23 protein-coding genes and 1 pseudogene are annotated in these 24133 nt (G+C 69.5%); 8 read left to right on the top strand and 16 right to left on the bottom strand.

All coding sequences use genetic code 11. The annotated features are described in order from the left end of the window. Positions 1-147: 147 nt before the first annotated feature. The 5 genes from SLP03_RS00120 to SLP03_RS00100 form a co-directional block, all read right to left on the bottom strand. Complete coding sequence (locus SLP03_RS00120) at positions 148-855, bottom strand: DedA family protein (RefSeq protein ID WP_319458376.1); 708 nt, start codon at positions 853-855, stop codon at positions 148-150. A gap of 34 nt (positions 856-889) precedes the next feature. Further along, positions 890-1432, bottom strand: coding sequence for a phosphatase PAP2 family protein (locus SLP03_RS00115; protein ID WP_319458375.1), 543 nt, complete (start codon positions 1430-1432; stop codon positions 890-892). Positions 1433-1530: 98 nt separating this feature from the next. Then, the gene (locus SLP03_RS00110) at positions 1531-2877 is read right to left on the bottom strand and encodes a HAMP domain-containing sensor histidine kinase (protein ID WP_319458374.1); all 1347 of its coding nucleotides are present in this window, start codon (positions 2875-2877) and stop codon (positions 1531-1533) included. 197 nt (positions 2878-3074) lie between these two features. Beyond that, entirely contained in the window at positions 3075-3752 is a 678-nt protein-coding gene (locus SLP03_RS00105; RefSeq protein WP_319458625.1) for a response regulator transcription factor, read from the bottom strand. Between the two features lie 112 nt (positions 3753-3864). Beyond that, entirely contained in the window at positions 3865-4629 is a 765-nt protein-coding gene (locus SLP03_RS00100) for a hypothetical protein (RefSeq protein WP_319458373.1), read from the bottom strand. Positions 4630-4897: 268 nt separating this feature from the next. On the opposite strand from SLP03_RS00100, the gene SLP03_RS00095 reads away from it, so the two are divergent. Beyond that, positions 4898-6358, top strand: coding sequence for an SDR family NAD(P)-dependent oxidoreductase (locus SLP03_RS00095; protein ID WP_319458372.1), 1461 nt, complete (start codon positions 4898-4900; stop codon positions 6356-6358). A 31-nt stretch (positions 6359-6389) separates the two neighbouring features. On the opposite strand, the gene SLP03_RS00090 is transcribed toward SLP03_RS00095, so the two are convergent. The 4 genes from SLP03_RS00090 to SLP03_RS00075 form a co-directional block, all read right to left on the bottom strand. Next, the gene (locus tag SLP03_RS00090; RefSeq protein WP_319458371.1) at positions 6390-6593 is read right to left on the bottom strand and encodes a hypothetical protein; all 204 of its coding nucleotides are present in this window, start codon (positions 6591-6593) and stop codon (positions 6390-6392) included. 58 nt (positions 6594-6651) lie between these two features. Continuing rightward, a complete protein-coding gene (locus SLP03_RS00085) occupies positions 6652-7491 on the bottom strand; it encodes an amino acid ABC transporter ATP-binding protein (RefSeq protein WP_319458370.1) in 840 nt (279 codons plus the stop codon). A 5-nt stretch (positions 7492-7496) separates the two neighbouring features. Beyond that, the gene (locus tag SLP03_RS00080) at positions 7497-8291 is read right to left on the bottom strand and encodes an amino acid ABC transporter permease (protein WP_319458369.1); all 795 of its coding nucleotides are present in this window, start codon (positions 8289-8291) and stop codon (positions 7497-7499) included. An 82-nt stretch (positions 8292-8373) separates the two neighbouring features. Beyond that, the gene (locus SLP03_RS00075; RefSeq protein ID WP_319458368.1) at positions 8374-9192 is read right to left on the bottom strand and encodes a basic amino acid ABC transporter substrate-binding protein; all 819 of its coding nucleotides are present in this window, start codon (positions 9190-9192) and stop codon (positions 8374-8376) included. 296 nt (positions 9193-9488) lie between these two features. On the opposite strand from SLP03_RS00075, the gene SLP03_RS00070 reads away from it, so the two are divergent. The 3 genes from SLP03_RS00070 to SLP03_RS00060 all read left to right on the top strand — a co-directional run bounded on the left by SLP03_RS00070 (position 9489) and on the right by SLP03_RS00060 (position 12890). Then, positions 9489-10088, top strand: coding sequence for a TetR/AcrR family transcriptional regulator (locus SLP03_RS00070; RefSeq protein WP_319458367.1), 600 nt, complete (start codon positions 9489-9491; stop codon positions 10086-10088). Then, on the top strand, positions 10085-11713 hold the full coding sequence (locus SLP03_RS00065; protein ID WP_319458624.1) for an isovaleryl-CoA dehydrogenase: 1629 nt from the start codon (positions 10085-10087) through the stop codon (positions 11711-11713). Before SLP03_RS00070 ends, SLP03_RS00065 begins: the two co-directional genes overlap by 4 nt. Positions 11714-12056: 343 nt before the next feature. Next, on the top strand, positions 12057-12890 hold the full coding sequence (locus SLP03_RS00060; RefSeq protein WP_319458366.1) for a PIG-L family deacetylase: 834 nt from the start codon (positions 12057-12059) through the stop codon (positions 12888-12890). On the opposite strand, the gene SLP03_RS00055 is transcribed toward SLP03_RS00060, so the two are convergent. Beyond that, entirely contained in the window at positions 12796-13437 is a 642-nt protein-coding gene (locus SLP03_RS00055) for a hypothetical protein (RefSeq protein ID WP_319458623.1), read from the bottom strand. The two genes, SLP03_RS00060 and SLP03_RS00055, sit on opposite strands and share 95 nt — an antisense overlap. A gap of 257 nt (positions 13438-13694) precedes the next feature. Here SLP03_RS00055 and SLP03_RS31460 point away from each other — a divergent pair. The 3 genes and pseudogenes from SLP03_RS31460 to SLP03_RS00040 form a co-directional block, all read left to right on the top strand. Next, a pseudogene (locus SLP03_RS31460) lies at positions 13695-13970 on the top strand (efflux RND transporter permease subunit); the annotation flags it as partial. 118 nt (positions 13971-14088) lie between these two features. Next, positions 14089-14271, top strand: coding sequence for a hypothetical protein (locus tag SLP03_RS00045; protein ID WP_319458364.1), 183 nt, complete (start codon positions 14089-14091; stop codon positions 14269-14271). Positions 14272-14397: 126 nt separating this feature from the next. Beyond that, entirely contained in the window at positions 14398-16251 is a 1854-nt protein-coding gene (locus tag SLP03_RS00040; RefSeq protein WP_319458363.1) for a GH39 family glycosyl hydrolase, read from the top strand. A gap of 163 nt (positions 16252-16414) precedes the next feature. Here the strand turns inward: SLP03_RS00040 and SLP03_RS00035 are convergent, their stop codons facing one another. Next, entirely contained in the window at positions 16415-17815 is a 1401-nt protein-coding gene (locus SLP03_RS00035) for a glucoamylase family protein (RefSeq protein ID WP_319458362.1), read from the bottom strand. Positions 17816-17834: 19 nt separating this feature from the next. Between SLP03_RS00035 and SLP03_RS00030 the strand changes: the two genes are divergently transcribed. Next, a complete protein-coding gene (locus SLP03_RS00030; RefSeq protein WP_319458361.1) occupies positions 17835-17987 on the top strand; it encodes a hypothetical protein in 153 nt (50 codons plus the stop codon). A 62-nt stretch (positions 17988-18049) separates the two neighbouring features. On the opposite strand, the gene SLP03_RS00025 is transcribed toward SLP03_RS00030, so the two are convergent. The 5 genes from SLP03_RS00025 to SLP03_RS00005 all read right to left on the bottom strand — a co-directional run bounded on the left by SLP03_RS00025 (position 18050) and on the right by SLP03_RS00005 (position 23364). Then, entirely contained in the window at positions 18050-18955 is a 906-nt protein-coding gene (locus tag SLP03_RS00025) for a carbohydrate ABC transporter permease (protein WP_319458360.1), read from the bottom strand. Between the two features lie 4 nt (positions 18956-18959). Next, positions 18960-19889 (bottom strand): sugar ABC transporter permease, encoded by a 930-nt coding sequence (locus tag SLP03_RS00020; RefSeq protein ID WP_319458359.1) that lies wholly within the window; start codon positions 19887-19889, stop codon positions 18960-18962. Between the two features lies 1 nt (position 19890). After that, positions 19891-21153 carry a sugar ABC transporter substrate-binding protein gene (locus tag SLP03_RS00015; RefSeq protein WP_319458358.1) on the bottom strand — a complete coding sequence of 421 codons (1263 nt, stop codon included), beginning with the start codon at positions 21151-21153 and terminating at the stop codon, positions 19891-19893. Continuing rightward, the gene (locus SLP03_RS00010) at positions 21150-22148 is read right to left on the bottom strand and encodes a LacI family DNA-binding transcriptional regulator (protein ID WP_319458357.1); all 999 of its coding nucleotides are present in this window, start codon (positions 22146-22148) and stop codon (positions 21150-21152) included. Before SLP03_RS00010 ends, SLP03_RS00015 begins: the two co-directional genes overlap by 4 nt. Before the next feature lie 184 nt (positions 22149-22332). Further along, entirely contained in the window at positions 22333-23364 is a 1032-nt protein-coding gene (locus SLP03_RS00005) for a LacI family DNA-binding transcriptional regulator (RefSeq protein WP_319458356.1), read from the bottom strand. Positions 23365-24133: the final 769 nt, after the last annotated feature.

The following is a 24133-nucleotide window of genomic DNA, read 5'->3' as shown; positions in this document are numbered from 1 at the left end:
GCCACCGCCCCGCATCGTCGGCAATCCGGGCGCCGTCCCGGCACCGGCGGTTTCGGCATCGCCTGTGGCCCACCCCCACCGTCGGCCAGAAGCCCGATCGACAGGCCACAAAGCTGGTGTGGTGCTCGTGTCCCGCAGGTCCAGGCGTCAGTCGTTTCCGGTCGTGCCCTTCGGCGCCGACGCCGCCTGGGCACGGTCGGGCGGATGAGATCCGGTGGGGGCGGACTGACGGCGGGAGCGGAGCAGTTGGATTCCGATGGGCAGCACGGAGACCAGGACGATGCCGATGAGGATGAACTCGATGTGGGATTTGACGAAGGCGATCTGGCCGAGGAAGTAGCCGAGCACCGTGACGCCGGTCCCCCAGAGCGTCCCGCCGAGGACGTTGTAGATCAGGAACGTGCGGTAGTGCATCCGGCTGACGCCGGCGATGATCGGCGTGAACGTCCGGACGATCGGTACGAACCGGGCCAGGACCACCGAGCGGGCTCCGTACCGGGCGAAGAAGTCGTTGGCCCGTTGCACGTTCTGCTGCTTGAACAGCCGCGAGTTGGGTCGCCGGAACAGGCTCGGACCGACCCGCTTGCCGAACAGGTAGCCCACCTGGTCCCCGGCGGTCGCGGCGACGGCCACCAGCAGGCAGACCAGCCAGAGCGGCTGGTGCAGGTAGCGGCCGTCGGCGACGAGCAGCCCGGCGGTGAACAGCAGTGAGTCACCGGGGAGGAAGAAGCCGATCAGCAGTCCGGACTCGGCGAAGACGATGGCGAGGATGCCGATCAGCCCGAAGGTGGAGATCAACCATTCCGGATTGAGGAAGCTGGGCCCCGCAGCGAGGAGCGCCTGAGGCGTGGACACGGGAACCTCCGAGGAAGACGGGATGTAGCTGAGGTCAAGCGAGGGTGCCCGTGCGGCGGCGGTGCGCCCACCGCTCGTAGACGCGTCCGCCGGCGACGACGACGCTGACTGCGGAGGCGGCGATGAGCGCGCCGACGAGGATGTCCGCTGGGTAGTGCACGCCCGTCCAGACGCGGGCGAATCCGATGACGGTGGCGAGGATCGTGAGCGCTAACCCCCAGCGCCAGGAGAGAAACGTGAAGGCCGCGAACGCCACGGCGAACGCCGCGGTGGCGTGGTCGCTGGGCAGCGATGATCCTGCGGCGTGCGGGATGAGTTGGTGCACGGGGTGCGTCTGGAACGGTCGTACCTCCGTGCTGGCGGCGGAGACGAGCTGCCCGACAGCGAAGGCGACGGCAAGGGTCACCACGACACGCACCACCGCGGCTCGCCCTCGTCGCAGACTGCCCAGCACGGGCACCGTCGCCGCGACGGCGAGGACGTAGATCAGCCAGACCGCCGACCATTCGAAGACGTCGTCGACCGGATCGTTGAGTCCGGCGGCGGAGTTGACGAGCTGGAACAGGTGGTAGTTCATGTCGGGTACGTCTCCGTCGGCTGATCCGGCTCCCCCGGCCGGCTGCCTCCAGCCTGCCCGCCGCCGCCTGAGAGGAGCCTGAAACGGCCAGCGCCCGATCAGTGGGGTCGGGCGCTGAGGGGCAGGAGGATCCGGACGGTCATGCCAGGGCCGGGCAGCACCTGCACGGTTCCGCCATGCGCGGCGACGATGTCCCTGGTGATCGGCAGGCCGAGGCCACTGCCGCCGTCCGTGCGGGCCCGGCTGTCATCGAGTCGGACGAACCTGTCGAAGATGTGCTCTCGTTGGGCCTCGGGGACGCCCGGTCCGTCGTCGGTGACGTCGACGCAACCCCATCCGTCGCAACCGGTTACCTGGAGGACGACCTGCGAGCGCGCGTGCCGGGCAGCGTTGTCGGTCAGGTTTCGTAGGGCCCGGCCGAGGTCGTGGGCGTCGCCGGTCACCCGTGCGGGGGCGAGGTGGGCGCGGACGGTGAGGTCCGGCCGTCGGGCGGCGATGCGGTCCCGCTCGGTGTAGGCGAGGTCGTCCAGGTCGACGTCGTCGCGACGTTGGGTGGCGCCGCGCTCGTCGATCCGCGCCAGCAGGAGAAGGTCGGAGACGAGCCGGCCGAGGCGGTGGGACTCGCGGCGCAGCAGCTCCACGAAGTCGTCGTTGGCGCCGGGCGGGGGTGCCAGCGCCAGGCGGTCCAGGCCGGCTTGCAGGGTGGCCAGGGGGCTGCGCAGTTCGTGGCTGGCGTCGGCGACGAACTGCCGCTGGCTCGCGGCCGCTGTTTCCAGCCGGTCGAGCATGCTGTTCATCGTCTCCGCCATGGCCGCGACTTCGTCGTGGGCGACCGGCACCGGCACGCGGGCGTGCAGGTCGCGGGCGGTGATACCGGCGACCCGGCGGCGGATGGCCTCGACCGCGTGCAGTGACCGTCCGACGAACAGGAAGACCGCCGCGCCGACCACCAGCAGCATGGGCGGCAGCCCGGCGGCCAGGATCGCGGCGACCGCCTCGGTGCTCTCGTTGACGGGCCGCAGCGACTGCGCCACCAGCACCGTCGTGGTACCTGAGCCGGTGGCGACCCCTTGGGCGGCAATCCGGTAAGGGTCCTCGTCGGCGAACGGCAGCAACCGCTGCTCTCGCAGCACCTGGCCGGGGCCGGGACGCAGTGGGGACAACGGCGCGGCGCCGCCGAGCGCGGCCGAGGCTGCCTCGACCCGCCCGGACGGGTCGAGGACCTGCACCAGGGTCTGCTCTCCCGGGCTGGGCTTCAGTGTCTGGGTGATCGCGTCCTCGTCGCCGGCGGCCACCGCCGCGGCCACCTCGGCGGCGCGTTGCCTCGCGGCGGCGTCCACGTTCCCGGTCAGGTCCGCGCGGGCCAGGTAGACGAACGCCGCCGCGCCGACGGCGAAGGCCAACGCCACCACCACCGCGGCGGCCAGCGCCGAGCGCAGCCGCACCCCCACGCGCCTGCGTACCCACCGAACCGGGCCCCCGAAAAGCCCGCGCGTACCCGCCATGACCGCAGCCTAGGCATCGTCGGGCTGAGAAAGCCCTGAGAGACGCTCAGCAAGCGGCAGCCGAGCCGTCGCCGTAGACGCGCCAAAGATCCGGGGCAGCCCCGCAGCGGGGATTGCCCGGTCGCGCCGGCCTCCCCTCATCCGCCGTCGGCCGCCAGCCGGTAGCCCATCCCCCGCTCCGTCTGGATGGCCGTCCGGCCGAACGGTTGGTCGATCTTGCGGCGCAGGTATCCGACATACACCTCGACGATGTTGGGGTCGCCCTCGAAATGCTCGTCCCAGACGTTCTCGATGATCTGCGTCTTGGACACCACGTCGCCTCGGTGACGCATCAGGAACTCCAGCAGCGCGAACTCCCGCGCGGTGACCCGGACCGGCTGCCCGGCGCGGGTGACCTGCCGCCGGGCCGGGTCGACGGCCAGGTCGCCGGCGGTCAGCACCACCGGCCGGACCGGGGCGCCCCGACGGACCAGAGCCCGCAGCCGGGCCACCAGCACCACGAACGAGAACGGCTTGATCAGGTAGTCGTCGGCGCCGAGGTCGAAGGCGTCGGCCTGGTCGTACTCGCCCTCCTTGGCGGTCAACATCAGCACCGGCGTCCAGACTTCCCGGGACCGCAGTTGCCGGCACACCTCGTAGCCGTTGAGACCGGGCAGCATGATGTCGAGCACCACCACGTCGTACGGGTTCTCGGTGGCCGCCCACAGCCCGTCGATCCCGGTGTGCTGCACGTCGACGGCGAAACCCTCGTCGGCAAGACCGGCCCGGATCACCTCCGCCAGGGCGGTCTCGTCCTCGACGACCAGCACTCGCACCCCGCTCATCCCTCCCCGCCCACGGACACCCACGTCCCCGGCCGGGTCCGCATCACCTCCCATCATGGCGCGATGATGGGAGGTGAGACGGCCATCCGCCTGGACGTCGCTGTCACCGCTGCAGTGCGGGACTCGTCTCGTCCGTCGGCACCGCCGGCGACGCGTCTCGCTTGGTGGCGCTGAGATAGACGACCAGTGCCAGGATCGTCGCCAGGAACAGGGCGCTGGTGACGACCGTGCCCAGACCGAGGCCCCCGTCGTCGGGGGACTGCGACAGGTAGTCACCCAGCGACGCACCGAGCGGGCGGGTCAGAACGTAGGCGATCCAGAAGGCCAGGATCGCGTTCAGCCAGGACCGGGAGTATGCGGCCGCGACCACGGCGATCAGGCCGCCGAAGATCAGCCCCGCGCGCCAGTAGCCCAGATCCAGGCCCTCCGCCAGCAGGTCACCCGCCGCCGTTCCGAGGGCGAACGTGAACAGGATCGCCGCCCAGTAGAACCCCTCCCGCCGGGAGGTGACGATCGTGTGGATCGACAGGGTCCCCTCGCTGCGGTACCAGGCCGCGAACGTCGCCGCCAGCGCCACGGCGAAGACGGCCGTGGTGACCTCCAACGGCACCCCGAGGTTGTCGACCAGGTTGTCGGTGATCAACGTGCCCACGATGCTGATCAGGACGACCGCCAGCCAGTACACCCACGGCACGTACCGGTCGGCTCTGAACTGCACGACGAGCACGACAGCCAGCAGCACGACCATCGCCACCGTCGTGCCGGACAGACCGAGGTGCAGATTGACGTTGAGGAAATCCGCCGCCGTCTCACCCACCGTGGTCGCCAGGATCTTGATGACCCAGAAATAGATAGTGACCTCAGGCACCTTGTTCAACATCTGTCGAACTTGAGGCACCGAGGCGTACTGATACTGATTGTCGATTTTCATCCCGGGAGGCTCGCACGGAGATCCTAAGAACAGGCTGAAGCGCATGCCGCCACGAAGGCGCCGGGGCGAGGTTGGCCTCGACGGTCCTCGGGCTGATCAACAGACGCGGGATGCGCCTTGGGCCGTGCGGTGCGTACAGTTCCGGGTCGGACTTGGGGTGGGCCGGGTAGCTCCGGCGCAGGGAACGGGATGAGACAGCGACGGCATGACGGCGGACAACATTACCGAAACCGGTCGACACGGCATTGACCCCAGCCGGCTGGAGACCTGTCTCAGCGTCTTTGAGGCGTTGGAGGACCTGCCTCCCGATCACCCCGACGTGGTGCGGGTGCAACGGGCCACCGCGAAGCTCTACAAGGTGATCAAGCAGCGACGACGCGAGGAACGGCGGGATGCCATCGCGGCGGCCGACCGCGCGGTGACGGCGGCCACCGCCACCGGCGCCCCGGGCCGGATCGACGACGAGACCCAGGGCGTCCCGCTCGCCTCCCCCACCGTGGGCGCCACGGCCGGCGTCCTGCACAATCCGCGCGGCTGCTACGTCTGCAAGCAGCGCTACCGCGAGGTGGACGCCTTCTACCATCAGCTCTGCCCGCCCTGCGCCGCGCTCAACCGGGAGCGCCGCGACGCCCGCACCGACCTGACCGGCCGGCGCGCGCTGCTCACGGGCGGCCGGGCGAAGATCGGCATGTACATCGCGCTGCGGCTGCTGCGCGACGGCGCGCACACCACGGTGACCACGCGGTTTCCACACGACGCGGTCCGCCGATTCGCCGCGATGCCGGACAGCGGGGACTGGCTGCACCGCCTGCGGATCGTCGGGATCGACCTGCGCGACCCCGCCCAGGTGATCGCCCTCGCCGACTCGGTCAGCAGCCAGGGACCACTCGACATCCTGATCAACAACGCGGCGCAGACCGTCCGCCGCACGGCCGGGGCGTACGCGCAGCTCGTCGCCGCGGAGGCGGCGGCCCTGCCCGACGGGCCACTGCCGGAGATGATCACGTTCGCCAAACCGGCCGGCCGGGGCGACCCGGCGGGCAGCCTGACCGCCCCGCCGCAGTCAGCCGCGATCACCCCGCACGCGCTCACCGCGCTGGCGCTGACCAGCGGCTCCGCCTCGCCGGACCGGATCGCGGCAGCCACCGCCATCGACGCCGGCGGTCTGGTGCCGGACCTCGACCCGGTCAACAGCTGGGTGCAGCGGGTGGACGAGGTGAACCCGGTCGAGTTGCTCGAGGTGCAGCTGTGCAATGTGACCGCGCCGTTCGTACTGGTCAGCCGGCTGCGACCGGTGATGGCCGCAGCGACCGCCCGCCGCAAGTACGTGGTGAACGTGTCGGCGATGGAGGGCCAGTTCGCCCGCGGCTACAAGGGGCCGGGGCACCCGCACACCAACATGGCCAAGGCCGCGCTGAACATGCTGACCCGGACCAGCGCCCAGGAGATGCTGGCCGACGGCATCCTGATGACCAGCGTCGACACCGGCTGGATCACCGACGAGCGGCCCCACCCGACGAAGATGCGGCTGGCGGACGCCGGCTTCCACGCCCCGCTGGACCTGATCGACGGCGCAGCCCGGGTGTACGACCCGATCGTCCGCGGTGAACAGGGCGAAGACCTGTACGGCTGCTTCCTGAAGGACTACGCGCCCTGCGCCTGGTGATCAGCGCGCCCACCCGGTCGCTTCACCCTCGTCAGTGGTGGACCGAGATGTGGACGTGGTCCAGATGCTGCAGCGTCGCCACATCGCCGGGCGTGGCGTTGGCGCACTGGGCGCTGGTCAGTGCCGAGTTGCAGTAGTACTGCCAGCCGGAGCCGCCGGCATAGTGGATACGGCCGTACCAGATGATGTACTTGACCTGAAGGGCGGCAGCGTTACGGACGGCCCAGTCGGCCATCTGGTCACCCAGTACCCATACGCTTCACACGGCGTGCACGGGTCAGGATGAGCAGCTGTCACAGGTTGTGGCGGTCGTCGGCCGGCAGGCTGGGCGGCTCGGGTGGCTCGGCGGACTGGTCGGGCTGCCCAAGCTGCGCAACATGAGTCGGGTCGAGGACCCGAGCGAGGAACGAGCGGGTCCGTTCGTGCCGCGGCGCGCCGAGCACCTCCTGCGGCGGACCCTGCTCGACCACCACGCCGCCGTCCATGAACACCACCCGGTCGGCGACGTCCCGGGCGAACGCCATCTCGTGGGTCACCACCAACATCGTCATGCCGTCCTCGGCCAGCTTGCGCATGACGGTGAGGACGTCGCCGACCAGTTCCGGATCGAGCGCGGAGGTCGGCTCGTCGAAGAGCATCAGCTTGGGTTCCATCGACAGCGATCGGGCGATCGCCGCCCGCTGCTGCTGCCCTCCGGAGAGCTGCGCCGGGAACACGCCGGCCTTGTCGGTCAGGCCGACCCGTTCCAGGTTGTCTCGCGCGATCCGCTCGGCCTCGGCGCGGCCGCGCCGGAGCACCCGGCGCTGGGCGATGGTGAGGTTGTCCAGCACGGTCAGGTGCGGGAAGAGGTTGAACGACTGGAAGACCATGCCGATGCCGCGGCGTACCGAGTCGATCTCGACGTCCGGGTCGGTCATCTCGATCCCGTTCACCCAGATCTTGCCGGCGGTCGGCTCCTCCAGCAGGTTGACGCACCGCAGCAGCGTCGACTTGCCGGACCCGGACGGCCCGATGACGCAGACCACCTCGCCGTGGCCGACCTCGAAGTCGATGCCCTTGAGCACTTCGAGCGGCCCGAAGGACTTGTGCAGGTCGCGGATCTCGACGGCGGGCCGGGTTTGGGTAGTCGTCATGCGGGTCACCGAGCCTTGGCGTAGCGGAGTTCGAGGCGTCGTACCACCTGGGAGAGGGGCAGGGTGATGATCAGGTAGGCGAGGCCGGCCACCAGCAGCGGGGTGGCGTTCACCCGATCGTTGAGCATGTCCCGACCGAACTTGGTGACCTCGATGGTCTGCGCCGTCACGCCGAGCACGTAGGCGAGCGACGAGTCCTTGGTGAGCAGGATGAGTTCGTTCGTCAGCGGCGGGATCACGATCCGGAACGCCTGCGGGATGACGATGGTGCGCATCGCGGTGAAGTGCGACATGCCGAGGGTGCGGGCCGCCTCCATCTGCCCCTTCGGCACGGCCTGGATGCCGGCCCGGATGGTCTCGGCCATGTACGCCGCGGCGGTCAACCCGAGACCGATCGCGATCGAACCGAACACGCCGCCCGGAATCTCCCGCTCCGGGAAGGCGATGGGAATGCCGTACCCGACGAGGAAGAGCACCAGCAGCGCGGGCAGACCCCGGAACAGCTCGATGTACGCCGTCGCCAGCCAGCGGTACGGAGCCACCCGTGACAGCCGCATCAGCGCGAGGATGGTGCCGAACACGAGGCCGAAGGCGAACGCACCCAGCGTGTAGAGGATCGTGTTGCGCAGCGCGACGGTGATGATCGTCGGGAACATCGACTCGATGATGTCGACCCGGAAGAATGCCTCTCTCAGCCTGCCCCAGTCCGCGGCAAAGATCGCCACGGCGATGATGGCGATGAAGGCCAGGTACTGGAGCCAGAGGGACAGCCGCTCTCGCTGGCGGCGCCGCAGCTTCACCGTTCGACGCTCCTTGACTGTGCGGAGGTTGCCGACGCGGAGGGCGCGCGCCAGGCACGCGCCCTCCGGCCAGGAGATTGGATCACGCGTTCGGCTGCTTGCCGATCCACTTCTCGTAGATCTTGTCGTAGCTGCCGTCCTGCTTGGCCTTGGCCAGCACCTCGTTGATCTTCTTGAGCAGTTCCGGGTTGCTGTCCTTCTTCACCGAGAACCCGTACTGCTCGCCGGTGTCGAACTCGGCGGTCACCTCGAACCCGCCCTGGTGCTCCTTGATGTACTCGGTCCAGACCGGCAGGTCGTTGACGGCGGCCTCGATCTGGCCGTTGGCGAGGGCCTGCTGCAGGGCGGCGAGATCCTCGAACTCGACGAGTTGCAGGCCCTTCTCCTTCTCGAACTTCCGGGCGTAGTCACGGCCCGTGGTTGCCGCCTGGACGCCGACCTTCTTGCCCTTGAGGTCGTCGAGCGACTTGTACGTCTTGCCGGTCTTGACCAGCATCGCCTGGGTGGCGTCGAAGTAGGGATCAGAGAAGTTCATCACCTTCTGCCGTTCCTCGGTGATCGTCATGCCGGCCGCGGCCGTGTCGCACTTGCCGGTGTTCAGGTCCTGGCCGGACTTGATCCCCTCGAACGGCGTGTCGACGATCGTCTGCTCGACGCCCAGTTGCTTGGCGACCAGGTCCATCACGTCGACGTCGAACCCGATCACCTTGCCGCTGGCGTCCTTCGACTGGAAGGGCGCGTACGGCAGGTGGGTGCAGACGGTGAGCTTGCCCTTCTCGATGAGCTTGACCCCGCCCGCCTGGACCTCGCCCTCATCCTTCTTGGCGCATCCCGCGCTCGCCGCGAGGGCGGCGATCGCCACGATGAGGCCAGCCTTGCGGACGGCGCTATGGAACCTCACGGCAGTGTCCCTCCGATCGACCCCGGTATGACAGGCAGCCAGGGATGGTGCAAAGACGGTGTGACAGGGGACGCTACCTGATCGCCCGAGCCGTACCAAGATCACGACGGGGCGCTGAGCCAAGCTGCAACCGATCCGCTCAGTAAACCCGGCACTCGGCAAGCAAGCGGACGTGGAAAGGCGCCCGCCCGACTCCTCGTGGACCGCAGAAGGGGTCGCTCGGCTGCCGTACTTCGAGGCGACGAGGGATGGGCGCCACCTTGCCGCCAAGGGTTGAATGATGGTTCACTTCTTGCGTGGCCTACCGGAGCACCGAGCGTGTGAAAGCTCGGCTGAGCGCCTCCCGGGAGCGGATCATTGCCGCCGCACTGGAGATCATGGCCGGGCAGGGATACGCCGGTTGCTCGGTCGCCGCCGTCGCCGGGCGGGCCGGCATGGCGACCGGCAGCGTCTACCGCCACTTCCCCACCAAGGCCGACCTGTTCGCCGAGGTGTTCCGCACGGCCTCCCAGCGCGAAGTGGACGCGGTCGCGCGCGCCGCGGCGCTGCAGGCCACCGTCGCCAAGCAGGTGTCAGCCGTCATCGAGACGTTCTCCGGCCGCGCGCTGCAGTCCCCACGGTTGGCGTACGCCCTGCTCGCCGAGCCGGTCGACCCGGCGGTCGACGCCGAGCGGCTCGTCTTCCGCCGTGCGTACGCCGAACTGATCGCCGGGTACGTCGCGGCGGGTGTGGCGAGCGGTGAACTGCCCCCGCAAGACCCGGACGTGACCGCGACCGCACTCGTCGGCGCCCTGGCCGAGGCCATGGTCGGCCCGCTGGCCGCCGGGGTCGCCGGCCCGAGCACCATCCCCAGCCTGATCACGTTCATCCACCGCGCGCTCGGAGTATCGCCCTGACGACACACGAGGTCTTCAACCAGGTTCCCACGCTGACCGGCTACGACGCGGCGGACGACCCGGCACTGCTCGACGGGCTCGAGCGGGAGGGCGCCGGCTGGGCCGCCGCCGAGTTGCATGAGCTCGGCCGGATCGGCGGTACCGAGCAGGCGATCGAGTACGGGCGGCTGGCGAACGAACACCCGCCGGTCCTACGCACCCACGACCGCTACGGCCACCGGATCGACGAGGTGGAGTTCCACCCGGCCTGGCACGAGCTGATGCGCACCGCAGTCACGCACGGCCTGCACGCCGCACCGTGGGCGGATGGCCGGCCAGGCGCACACGTGGCCCGGGCGGCCAAGTTCTACACCTGGCGCCCCGACGCCGGCCACGGCTGCCCGATCTCGATGACCTACGCGGCCGTGCCGGCGCTGCGGCACAACCCGGAGCTGGCCGCGCAGTACGAGCCGCTGCTCACCGCCAAGGCGTACGACTTCGGGCTGCGTCCGCCGCTGGGCAAGCGGGGGCTGCTGGCCGGCATGTCAATGACGGAGAAGCAGGGCGGCTCGGACGTGCGCGCCAACACCACCATTGCTCGCGCCGAGCCGGACGGCACCTACCGACTCCTCGGGCACAAGTGGTTCACGTCGGCCCCGATGTGCGACATCTTCCTCACCCTCGCTCAGGCGCCGGGCGGACTCACCTGCTTTCTCGTCCCACGTGTCCTGCCGGACGGCACGCGCAACACGATGCGGCTGATGCGCCTCAAGGACAAACTCGGCAACCGGTCCAACGCATCGGCGGAGGTCGAGTACGAGCACGCGGCCGCCTGGCGCGTCGGAGACGAGGGCCGTGGCGTGCGCACCATCATCGACATGGTCAACCTGACTCGCCTCGACTGCGTCATCGGCGCGGCGGCCGGGATGCGCCAAGGGGTGATCACCGCCGCCCACCACGCCACCCACCGGCGGACCTTCGGCCGGTACCTCGTCGACCAGCCGCTGATGCGCAACGTGCTCGCCGACCTCGCGGTCGAGTCCGAGGCCGCCACCGTCCTCATGATGCGGCTCGCCGGAGCGACCGACCGATCCGCGCGCGGCGACGCCAGCGAGACCGCGTTCAAACGGCTCGCCCTCGCCGTCGGCAAGTACTGGGTCTGCAAGCGCTGGCCGGCGCACGCCGCCGAGGCCCTCGAATGCCTGGGCGGCAACGGCTATGTCGAGGAGTCGGGCATGCCGCGGCTGTTCCGCGAGTCGCCACTGAACTCGATCTGGGAGGGCTCCGGCAACGTCGCCGCGCTGGACGTACTGCGTGCTATCACCAACGAGTCCCAGGTCATGGAGGCGTTCCGGGCCGAGGTGACCGCCGCCGCCGGCGCCGACGCGCGGCTCGACGCCGCGCTACGCCAGGTGCAGGCTGACCTGTCCGACCACGGCGACCTCGAACTGCGGGCCCGCCGCGTCGTCGAACGGCTCGCACTGGTCCTGCAAGGCTCGCTGTTGGTGCGGCACGGCCACCCCGCCATCGCCGACGCCTTCTGCGCCTCCCGGCTCGGGGGCGACCACGGCCAGGCATTCGGCACACTGCCGAGCGGCGTCGACTTCGCCACGATCATCTCCCGCGCCGCGCCCAAGGTGGGCTGACCGAAACTGTCAGGGCCCACGGCGGTGGCTGCTGACGCTGTGCCTGGCTCCGATCCCGCGCTGGCGGGCTGACCGCGCTCGCCGCCCGGCAAGGAGCCGTCGCCCTGGCCATCGCCGTCGTACCCTCGCTGCTCGCCCTGCTGGGAGCGGGTCGCCGCGGCGTACGGGTGCTGACCACCGCCACCCGCCGCCGGGGCCATCACGCCCGTTAGTCGGCGGTGGCCCCCGCCGTACCCGGTCGCCAGCCTGCTCCGTCGAATCTGGCGACCAAGTCCGTTTCCTGGAACCAACGGCGTGGTCCGCTGCCCTCGTGCGGTCGCGACGACCCTCGTAGGGTGATGGCATGGCTGAGCGATCTCTGACCTTGATGGCGGTGCACGCCCACCCCGACGACGAGGCGACGAGCACCGGCGGTGTCCTTGCCCGCTACGCGGCGGAAGGTATTTCGACAGTGCTGGTGACCTGCACCGACGGGCGGTGTGGCGACGGCCCCGACGGCGTCAAGCCCAGCGACCCGGGGCACGACCCGGCCGCCGTGGTGGCGATGCGGCAGGACGAACTGGAGGCTAGCTGCGCGGCGTTGAAGGTCACCCACCTGGAGACCCTCGGCTATGCCGATTCCGGGATGATGGGCTGGCCGACCAACGATCTGCCCGGCGCGTTCTGGACCACGCCGGTGGCGGAGGCGGCGGACCGGCTGGCGGAGCTGATCCGACAGTACCGGCCGGACGTCGTCGTCACCTACGACGAGAACGGCTTCTACGGCCACCCGGACCATATCCAGGCCCACAGGATCACCATGGCGGCCGTCGCGAAGACCGACATCCCCGCGAAGGTGTACTGGACCACTGTGCCGCGCTCGGCGTTCGCGGAATTCGGCCGACTCATGCAGGAGCTCGGCGTCGAGTGGGCCGAGCCGGACGCGTCGTCGGCGGAGCCGGGGCCGCAGCTCGGCCTGCCCGACGACGAGATCACCACCTGGGTGGACACGAGCAGCTACGGCGCGCAGAAGTTCGACGCGTTGGCCATGCATGCCAGTCAGACCGAGAACATCTTCTTCCTGCAACTGGGCAGGGAGCGGTTCACCGAACTGATGGGCATGGAGACCTTCGTCCGGGTCCGCGACACCACTGGCGCGCCGCTACCCGAGGACGACCTGTTCGCCGGACTGCGCTGACCGGTCCAGGTCGTCCGGGAGACCGGCGTTGGCCACCTTGCTGAACAGCGTGAACATCACGGCACAGGGCAGGAACGGGCGTTGCTGGCGCTCGCCGTCTGAGGCAGGCCGTCCGTTTGGAAGGTGCCTTGATCTGGGCTCTTGGCCTTCTCGACCATGCACTTAGCTGCTGTACCCAAGCAGAAAGGGCACCTCCAGAGACTGGGAAGTGGCCTCTGGCCGGCGTGAGCGATACCCCAGCTGGCCGACCAGGACGCCGACGCCACAGGCAGGTAGCCGACGATGAGCACCAGCCGGACCAGCGCGTACGCCAGGGCGAACCACCGCCCGGTCTGCTCGTCGATGTCGTCCACGGAGGCCGGCCATCCCCACCACCCCGGCCATCGCGGTCAGGGTGAGCAGCCGGAACACCGGCGTCGGTGTCGAAGCGGTTCGCGTACAGGGTGGTGCTGGCCCAGGCCCACCAACCGACGGAAAGAACCGCGGCGAACTGCAGCCCACCGGTCCACGTCTCGTCCGTGGCGAGCAGGTCGGCGCAGCGCGCCACGAAGAGCACGAACGCCAGGTCGAAGAAGAGCTCCAGCCGGTGGCCGAGCGGTTGGACTCCCGGTTGAGCTCGGGCGGACGTACCGGCTCGATCTGCTCGACCTCCTCCTCGTCGAGGCGTCGGCGTTGCTCGCCGTCCAGGTTCTGTCGTACGGCTCCGCCGAGCTGTGAGCCCATTGTGAGCAGAGCGTGAGCGGACGGCGTCAATCTTGGCCCCGGTCGGCAGACCGATGAACTCCAACTGAGAGGTCTCGGGCCATGATGCGGTGGATCGTCGGGTCAAGCGTCAAATATCAACGACTGGTGCTCGCCATCGCCGTCGCCCTGATGGCCGTCGGCTTCGTACAGCTTCGCAACACGTCGGTCGAGGCCCTGCCGGAGTTCGGGCCGGTGCGGGTGGACGTGCAGGTCGAGGCGCTCGGGCTCTCCGCCGAGGAGGTGGAGAATCTGATCACCAACCCGATGGAGAACGAGTTCTTCAACGGGATCCCGTGGCTGGCCAAGCTCGAGTCCCGCATGCTCCCGGGATTGTCGTCGATCGAGATGACGTTCGAGCCGGGCACCGACCCGATCCGGGCGAGGCAGCAGTACGCCGCTGTCCTGGCAGTTCCAGGCCGTCAACACCGGCAGTTTCGACGTCTACGTCGTGCTCATGACCGGCGGCGACTCCACGGCGGGCACCGGCCCGCTGGTGGTGAGCAAGCCGGTACACGTGACGGTGGCCGGAAAGCGGACTCTGACCGCAGGGGGCTCGCTGCCGGTTGCCATCGTCGTTCCGTTCGTGCTCGGTCTGGTGGCCGCAGCCGCCAGATACCGCATTCGGCGTACGAGTTGACACGAGGAACTCACCCTCGGATTCAGGGTTGCCGTGCCGGACATGGAGTACGGGCACCGCTCGAACTTGATGCGGTAACCGGTTACAGTGCTCGGACGGACCAACCGAGAGGCCTGGAGGCGCCCGGTGACGAACGTCAACGACCAGCAGCCGTCCTCCGCTCGATCCGATTGGAAGGCCCGTATCGCCCGGCGCAGCGACGACAGCGGCGTACGACCAGCACCGGAACTGCCGCCGCCGGCCGGGCTGACCGCCCGCGAGGGCGTCGGCCACGTCCGCCTCGCCTGGCAGCCGGTGGACGGCGCCGTGGGCTACCTGGTGCACCGCGCCCCACCGGACGACGGGACACCCGACGGCGGGTTCACCCCGGTCGACCACCTCGGCGGTGACGTCCTCGCCGTGCCCGACACCTGGTACGTCGACACCACCGGCGAGCCTGGCCGGCGATATGCCTACGCGGTCGCCTCCGTGCCGGAGGTGACCCTCACCGGGCCGCTGAGCGAACCGGTGCCGGCCACGGCCCAGCCGGTCGGCGACGAGCCGCCCACGGTGTCGCTGCGGCTGGACGCCGCGGCCGACGGGTCGGCCCTGTACCGGCCATGGCGGCCGATGATCGGCAGTGAGCGGCTGTCCCAACTGCTGTGCCGGGACACCTCGGGCGGCCGGGAAATCGGCATCGAGCTGCTGGCCGCGCTGCGCCGGGTGCATGACGAGATCGGTGTCGACGCCGTCCGCGCGCACGCGATCCTGCACGACGACCTCGGTGTCTACCGCGAGGTGGACGGCCAGCCGGTGTACGACTTCAGTCGTGTCGACGAGGTCTACGACCTTCTCCTGTCCGTGGGGCTGCGACCGGTGGTCGAGATCGGATTCATGCCCCGTGATCTGGCCAGCGACCCCGAGCGCACGGTGTTCGGCTACCGGGGTGTCATCTCCCCGCCCCGGGACTGGGGCCGCTGGGCCAACCTGGTCCGCGCTCTGGTCGCCCACCTGCTCGACCGCTACGGCGAGCAGGTGCTCGGCTGGGACTTCGAGGTGTGGAACGAGGCGAACCTGGAGGTGTTCTGGTCGGGCACCCGGGAAGAGTGGATGTGGCTGTACGACGTCACGGCCCGCGCCGTCAAGGACGTCGACCCGCGCATCCCGGTCGGCGGGCCGTCCTCCGCGGCGGCCGGCTGGGTGGACGCCCTGCTGGAACACGCCGCCACCACCGGCGCTCCGGTGGACTTCGTCTCCACGCACACCTATGGCAGTCCCCCGCTGGACCTGCGGCCCACCCTGGCCCGCCTGGGCGTGCCGGACGCGCGGATCCTGTGGACCGAATGGGGGGTGACCCCCACCCACTTCCACCCGGTCAACGACGGCGCCTCCGCCGCGGCGTTCCTGCTCACCGGGATGCGGTCGGCGGCCGGTCGGGTCGATGCGCTGTCCTACTGGGTGGCCAGCGACCACTTCGAGGAACTCGGCCGGCCGCCCCGTCTGCTGCACGGCGGCTTCGGGCTGATCACCGTCGGGGGAATCGCCAAGCCCCGCTACCACGCGCTGTGGATGCTCGCCCAGCTCGGCGACACCGAACTGCCGGTCACCGCCGACGGGGACGGCGCAGAGGGCCTGGTGCAGACCTGGGCCAGCCGGCGCGACGACGGCAGCCTGGCAATCCTGGTGTGGAACAGCACCCTCGACCAGTCCAAGCGCGACGGCGCCGCGTCGCTGACCCGGCGGGTCCGGCTGACCGTCGGCGGGGCCGCCGGCCGGCCGGCGTTGGTCACCCGGCTCGACCGTGAGCACGGCGACGTCACCACCCTCGCTCAGCGGCTCGCGGTCGGCGACTGGCCCACCGACGAGCAGTGGGAGGCGCTGCGCGCCGTCGACACCCTGCCGGCGGAAAAGGTGCAGTCGGACAGCGACGGCAGCGCCTGCGTCATCGACCTGGCGCTACCGCAACCCGGTGTGGTCCTGGTCGAGCTCGCCGGAGCGTGACCGGGAAAGCGCCACCCCTCAGGCCCACGCCGTCGGGGCCACATCACCCTTGGGCTGGAACCCAACGCCGGAGGCCGTCGGCTACCTGGTGTGCCGGGCCGACTGGCGCCGCGGGCCCGGCGGTCCGCAGCCGGAGCCGGCGAGGCTCCGGCTGCGAACCCCGCTACTGCTCGGCTGGTACGGAGAACTCCTCGATCCGCATCACCGGGTGCAGGAACCGCTCGGCGCCGCCGCGGGTGAACTCCTTCCGCAGGATGTCGCCGCCGTACAGGTTGCCGAGCGCGGCCATGATCATGCCCTGGTCGAGCGCCAGGTACCGCTTCGCGACGGTGCCGCTGCGCACGGCCACGGAGTCGTAGAAGCCGCCGGGCCCGTAGCTGTCGAACTGGTTGCGCAGCCGCGTCAGCTCGGCCTGCGCGTCGGCCGGCGCGTAGCGCATGGCGAGGAACACCGCGTGCGGGGTCACGACGCCATCGCCGTACGCGGTGGGCAGGGGCTGGGCGGGTCGGCCCTCGCAGCCCGCGAAGCCGTAGTCGACGCTGGTGCGTTCCTCGTCGCTGGTGTAGCCGTTGGTGTCGAGCCCCATGGCGTCCACCCCGTACTCCCGGTAGCCGCCCTGGGGGTCCGAGGCAGGCGAGAAGCCCCAGTGGCCGTACTTCGCGTCGTTCATGCCGTGCTCGATCTGGCCACGCACGTAGACCGGGTGGTTCCGGGCCCAGCTGTCCGGGCCCCACTGCTCCTCGGGCACGAACATGTCCGGCATGAGAGCCTCGAACATGTCACCGCCCCAGGTGGGCACGAACTGCAGGCCCCGGTAGCGGTAGGCGCCCTCGAAGACCGGCACCCCCAGGTACTCCCGCCACTCGCCGACCGGACGCATCTCCTGCCAGGACCAGTCACAGGTGTCGGGGAAGGTACGCCAGGGCGCGAAGTAGTGGGCGGGCGGCACCTGGCCGAGCGCGATCGCCACATAGCTGATCATCCGGGTCTCGCTGTTGAACGCCCCGTAGGTGTGGCAGGTGTAGTAGACGTCCGCACCGCGGTGCTCGTAGTTGCCCTTGGTCGAACAGCCGGGGGGCGGCTCGACCCAGAAGCCGCCGCGCATCAGCCCGGCCGGCACATCCGGCCCGCGCGCCTGTGAGTCGTAGTAGAAGCCGAAGTCCATGGCGTCAAGCAGCGGGTCGGACTTGTGGCGCAGTTGCGGCACCCCGTTGTGCACGATCATCAGGGCGGCGGCCAGCCAGGCGTTGTCGACGCTGGACACGAAGGGAAAGACGGTCGAGCCGTTTTCCGGCCAGGTCCGCAGCAGTTGCAGGGTGGCTGGGTCGTACCAGTTGTAGAACATGCCGGAGTCGGGGTGCCGCTCCAACCTGGCGAGGGAGTCGAGGGCGCGCGAGATACGCCGCACCTGCTCCCGCTCTCCGATGACGTGCAGCTTGCGGGCGGTGATCGCCGACCAGATGTACGCGCCGATGTTGGTGGGCGAGGTGTAACGGGCACGGCTCGCCGGAGCGAGGGTGCCGCCGATGTTGTCGGCGGGCAGCCCGGTCTGCGGGTCGGTCATCGCGGCCAACGATCGCCACGTGTCGGTGGACCATGCGGTGATGGTGGACGGGCTGATGGCCGACGTGGCGGCGGCTGACGCCAGGGAGTTGGTCGGTGGCGCCGCGGCGGCGCTGGCCGCGCCGGACGCGGCGAGGATGAGCGAGAGTGCCGCCGCCAGGGCGACACGGTAGGGACGGATCATTGGCTACCTCCGGAGGTCGATGTTCCGGGTCGTCACGCCACCGTCGGACGGCTATTTCAGGCCGGTGGTGGCGATGCCGCGGACGAAGTGCCGCTGCAGCAGGAGGAAGACGATAAGCACGGGCAGCACCACCACCACGGAACCGGCGAGCAGCAGCCCGAACTTGGTCTGGTTCTGGCCCACGCTGAACAGGGCGAGGGCGACCGGAAGGGTGTACTTGTCCTCGGTCGTGGCCACCACGAGGGGCCACAGGAAGCTGTTCCAGAAGGTGAGGAAGCTGAGGATGCCCAGTGCGGCGAGCGCCGGGCGGCACAGCGGCAGGACGACGCGGAGGAAGATTCGGAGCTCGCCGGCGCCGTCCACCCTCGCGGACTCGATCAGTTCGTCCGGTATGGACAGCATGAACTGGCGCATGAGGAACGCCCCCAGCGCCCAGGCCAGGAAGGGCAGCACCAGGCCGGCGTAGGTGTTGGTCAGGCCCATGTTGGCGACCAGCACGAACAACGGCACGAAGGTCACCATGCCGGGGACCATCACCGCCCCCAGGACCAGACCGAACAGCGCGCGGCGGCCCGGAAAGCGGAGCTTGGCCAGGGCATAGCCGACCGCCGAGCAGAACATCAGATTGCCGAGGGTGATCAGGCCGGCGACGACCGCCGAGTTCAGGAAGTACGTGGGGAAGTTCAGCCTGGCGAACAGGTCCCGGTAGTTGCCGAGTGTCGCGTGGTGCGGCCACCAGGTCGTTGGGACGAGCCGGATCTCGCCTTCCGGTTTCAACGACGACAGCAGCATCCAGACGAACGGACCGACCATGACGAGCAGCCCGATCACCAGCAGAACGTGCAGGACGATGCTGGCGACCCGGTCCCGAGGGCGCTGCGTCGTACGCCGTCCGGCTGCCTCCGGGGCCTCGGGCGAGCGTTCCCGCCGACCGGTTGCGGTCACCGGTGTCGACATCGGATCACCTTCCCTCGTCGGAGCGCAGCAGCCGGAACCACAGGATCGACATCAGCACGATCACCAGGAACAGGATGTAGCTCATCGCGGCGGCGTAGCCGTAGTTGCCGAAGCCGAACTGGTTGTAGATGTGGTACGAGACCGACAACGTCGAGTTGAGCGGACCGCCCCGGGTCATCACCAGCGGCTCCTCGAAGAACTGGAGGTAGCCGATGGTGGCGATGACCCCGACGAAGAGCAGGGTCGGGCGCAGCGCGGGCAGCGTCACGTACCGCAACTGTTGCCAGGTGGTCGCCCCGTCGATGCGTGCCGCCTCGTACAGCTCCTGCGGGATGGCCTGCAGACCGGCAAGGAAGATCACCATCTGGTAGCCGAGGTTGCGCCAGGCAGCCATCACGATCAGCGACGGCAGGGCGAGCCGGGTGTCGAAGAGCCAGTTCGGCCCGTGCACGCCGACCATTCCCAGCAGGCTGTTGAGCAGACCGGAGTCCGGCTGGAGCAGGAAGCGCCAGACCACGGAGATCGCCACGATGCTGGTCACGACGGGTAGGTAGTAGCCGACCCGGAACAGGGACCGGAACCGGGTCAGGCCCGAATTCAACCCGAGCGCCGCCGCCAGTCCGACCACCATCGTCAGCGGCACACCGGCGAGCACGAAGATGGCGGTGTTCACCGCGGCCTTGACGAACAGCTCGTCATGTAGCAGCCGGCCGTAGTTGTGCATTCCGACGGCGTTGACGCCGAGCGGGTTCCGCAGGTCAGCGCTACGGATGTCGGTGAAGCTCATCAGCAGCGAGGCGAGCACGGGCCCGGCCATGAAGACCACGAACAGCACGGTGAAGGGAAGGGCGAAACCCCAGCCGGCCGCGGCCCGGCGGAGGCGCAGGCCACTGCGCCCCCTCCGGGTGGACGCGTCGGACGCGACCGCGGTCATGTCAGGCCCCGGTGCCGATCGAGGTGGCTTGCTGCTGCATCGCCTTGGCGGCGTCTTCCGCTTTCTCTCCCGTCTTGCACATCTTCTCGACCTCGGCGTCGATGGCCGCGGCCACCTGCTCCCAGGTGGCGATGGTGGGCGGCGACTTGGCGTCTTCAAGTTGCTTGCCGAACGCCGACAGCTGGGGGTCGCCGCTCAGCGCCGGGTCGTCCCAGCCCTTCTTGACCGCGGGCAGGTCGGTGGCCGTCTTGTACCACTTGGCTTGCACCTCGGGGCGGGAGAGGTAGGAGACGAACTTCCAGGCGCCGTCACGGTTCTTCGCGTCCTTGAACACCGCCAGGTCTCCACCGCCAACGAACGAGGTGCCCGACTGCTTGGTGGGCATCGGCCACAGGTCGTACTTGCCGGTGCCGCCCTGGTCCTTGAGGATGGTGACGTGCCAGGGGCCGGAGACGAACGCCCCGATCTGGCCCTTGACGAAGGCCGGCTCAAGCGCGCCCTGCGGCAGGTCCTTCGGTGCGAGACCCTCGTCGAAGAAGGACTTGTAGAAGGCGAATGCCTCGACCGCCTCGGGGCTGTCGAGGGTGAACTTCCCGTCCTTGGCCACGTCGCCGCCGTTCTGCCAGACGAACGGCATGACGGTCTGCCAGGAACCGGTCTGGCCGGGCTGGAGGTTGACGCCCCACTTGGCGCCGCCCTTGTCCTTGAGCGCCTTGATCGCCGACTTGAACTCGTCCCAGCTCTTCGGTGGGGTGGTGACCCCGGCCTTGGTGGCAATTGCCTTGTTCACATAGAGCAGCCGCGTTTCCACGTACCACGGCACTCCGTAGGAGGTGCCGTCCACGACCGTGGTGTTCCACGCGCCCTCGTAGAAGTCGTCCTTCTTGATCAGATCGGACGGGGTCACGTCGAGCCCGCCGGTCTTGGCGAACTCCCCCATCCACGTGGTGCCGATGAGGCTGACGTCGGGCGTCTGCTTGCCGGCGATGGCCGTGGCGAGCTTGTCGTGTGCCCCGTCCCAGGGAACGGCGGTCACCGTGACCTTCGCGTCCGGATTCTCCTTCATGAAGTCATCGGCGATCACCGAGAGCTTCTCGCCCTCGGTGCCCATCGCCCAGACCGTGATGTCGCCCTTCGCCTTGCCCTCGCCGACGGGCTTGGCCGCCCCCTGGTTGCCCCCGCCACTGTCGCGGCCGCAGCCGGCCAGCGCGAGTACCGCCGCGAGGGTCACGGCGACGCCCCTACGGGCCCCTGTTCTCATCATGGAACCTCCATTTCAATCGGATGTTGTCCGCAGCTCGTGCGGATGACGAGCTGTGTTCGCAGCACCTCTCGCCGTACCGGGAGATGACTGTTCGCCACCCGGTCCTGCAGCCACCGGGCAGCCGTCGCGCCCAACTCGCGCATCGGCTGGCGCACCGTGGTGAGCCCCGCGTACCGGGCGGCCATCACGTCGTCCCAGCCGACGATCGCGACGTCCTCGGGGACGGACAGGCCCAGCTGTTCCGCCGCCGCCAGCGCCCCTAGCGCGACCTCGTCGTTCGCGCAGACCAACGCCTGGGGTCGGGGCGATCCCGCGAGCGCTCGCAGCGCCGCTTCCTGCCCCGCTGGTACGTCGAAGGCGCAGCGCATCGGCGCACGCGGAGGCCGAACTCCGCGGTCGACGAGCGCCGCACGGAAGGCGTCGTAGCGGGCGGTCACGTCGGACGACTCGTCGGGGTCGCCCAGGTAGGCGAACCGCCGGTAGCCGTGAGCGAGCAGATGGGCGATCAGTTCGCGCGCGCTGGCGTCGCTGTCCGTCGTGACGGTGTCCAACTCGCCGACCGGGGGCCGGGCCAGCAGGACGGTGGGCATTCCGGTCGCGGCGACCTGGGCGACCACGCCGTCGGACACGGTCCGGCCCATGATCGCCATGCCGTCGACACGACGGGCGAGATCAAGCACCTTTCGGCCCGGATCCGTCCGCCCGTGCGTGGCCAGGATCAGGACGCTGCTGCCAAGTTCCGCGGCGACTTCTTCGTACCCGAGGATCACCTCGGCGTAGTACGGGCCGGACAGGTCCGGAAAGACGATGCCGTTGGCCGCGTGCCGGCCCTCGGCCAGCGACTGCCCCAGGCGACTGGGTCGGAACTGTAGCTCCTCCACTACCTCGAGGACCCGCCGACGGGTCTCCCCGGCCACCTCGCCGCTACTCCGGAGGGCTCGGGACACAGTGGCGATCGAGACACCCACCCGCTGCGCGACCTCGTAGATCGTCACCTGCCGTCGATCCTGCGGGTTCACCAGGGCCCCCAAAGCGGGATGAAAAGCGGTTACACCTACCGGAAGCGCTTACAGTGGACTCACTGTGGCAGCGGTCACAATGGTTGTCAATCGATCGACCGCGATGCGGCCCAACTGCTCGAACAGGTATGTCGTACGGGCGGGCGAACGGGGGTTCTCCTCATATGCCGGTACCTCCGGTCATGGGGTTCGCCGGACAGCCGCAGCTGCGGCGCAGGACGAGTTCCGTGGGCAGCACGATGTCGCCGGAGGGGGCGCGCCCGGGCTCGTTCACCGCGGTGAGGATCAGCCGGGCCGCCTCGGCGGCCAGCTCGCGGACCGGCTGGCGGACGGTGGTCAGCGCCGGGTTGACCAGGGCGGCGATCGGGGCGTCGTCGAAGCCGGTGATGACGACGTCCTGCGGCACCCGCAGGCCCCGACCGAGTGCTCCGACGAGGACACCGAGGGCGGCCTCGTCGTTGGCGCAGACCACACCGCCAGGTCGGCTGTCGGCGCGCAGCAACTGTTCGGCGGCGAGGACGCCGTCGGCCTGCTGCATGCTCACCGCGACCGGCGAGGCCGGCGGGGTGACCCCCGCCGCCCGGTGGGCGGCGAGGAATCCGGCCCAGCGCTCGCTGACGTCGGGCGACCCCTCGGGGTTGCCCACGAACACCAGGTCGGTCAGCTGATGATCGAGTAGCAGGTGCCGGGTCAGCTCGGCCATGGTGGCGGCGTTCTCGGCCCGTACCGAGGGCACGGCGCCGGGACCCTCGCCGGCGACGACCACGACGGGCACTATCTCCGCCAGCCGGAGCAGGGTCGGGTCGGAGATGGTGCCGCCGATGACCGCCAGCCCGTCCACCCGACGGGCCATCTCCAGCACCTGCGCGTCGGAGTCCGAACGCAGATGTGTGCAGAGGATGTGGACGCTGGCCCGCGACGGAACGGCCTCGGACTCGAAGCCCTGGATCAACTCGGTGAAGTACGGACCGGACAGGCCCGGGAAGACCAGGCCCAGCGCGCCGTGCCGACCGGCGGCGAGTGCGCGACCGAGGTGGTGAGGGCGGTAGCCGTGCTTCTCGATTGCCTCGAGCACCCGACGGCGCATCTCCTCGGACACCTGGCCGGTGCCGTTGGAGACCCGCGAGACGGTCGCGACCGAGACACCGGCCAGTCGGGCGATCTCCCGGACGTTGAGCCGACTGCTGCCCATGACTCCCTCGATCCGTAACGCGCGGTTCACAGAAACCGGTTTCAGGCGACCATATGCAGGCGCGTCGAAGTTCACAAGGGTCGGGTCCACAATCTCCGGCGAGGGAGCCCTGCCCCACAGGTCCACGGTGCTAAGCGAGGACCGCAGGATCGTCATCGACGGCCGCCCGCACCTGCTGCCCTGCGGGGAGGTGCCCGACGGCTCCGTCGACCTGACCGGACGAACACACGAGCAACGCGACTTCGCCGGCTTCCTGGACTTCGCCCACCAGCGCGGGCTACGGGCAATGCAGTTGGTCGTGTGGCGGTCTCCGAGGTCAGCGCTGCCTTCACCCCGCCATCCTGCCAACACCCCAGCGGCGCAGCCGACCCCGCGGCACAGCGGCCCCAGGAGCGTCTGCCCAGCCGGGTCTACTGTTCAGGCCGCTCGCCAGTCGTCAGTCACGCGGGCGGCTTCGAAGTGCCACCAGCACTCCTCCTCCTCCTGACCTCGGAGCAGGATCGCCTTGACCGCTGGGAGGTCAACTGCGAGGAAGCCGGAAAGCAAAGATCGTCAGCAGGGTGGGCGCGCTCCGGCGGGGTCGGGATCTGGCGATGCGGTCCCGATCTTGAGGTCTGTTGTCAACGCCAATGGCGTGTTCTTAGAGGGCGTCTTGGTCGGGTTGGATCTAATACACGCCGGTTGATGCCTTGCTGGGCTCGAGCGGAGCGGTTCGCGATGATCGATGTATGACGACTCCTCGCCGTCCGTATCGCACTGATCTGTCCGA

The sequence above is a fragment of the Micromonospora sp. RTP1Z1 genome, assembly GCF_033804685.1.
Classification (GTDB): domain Bacteria; phylum Actinomycetota; class Actinomycetes; order Mycobacteriales; family Micromonosporaceae; genus Micromonospora.
Note: the sequence above shows the minus strand (reverse complement) of the source record. Positions and strands in the feature narration are given on the sequence as shown.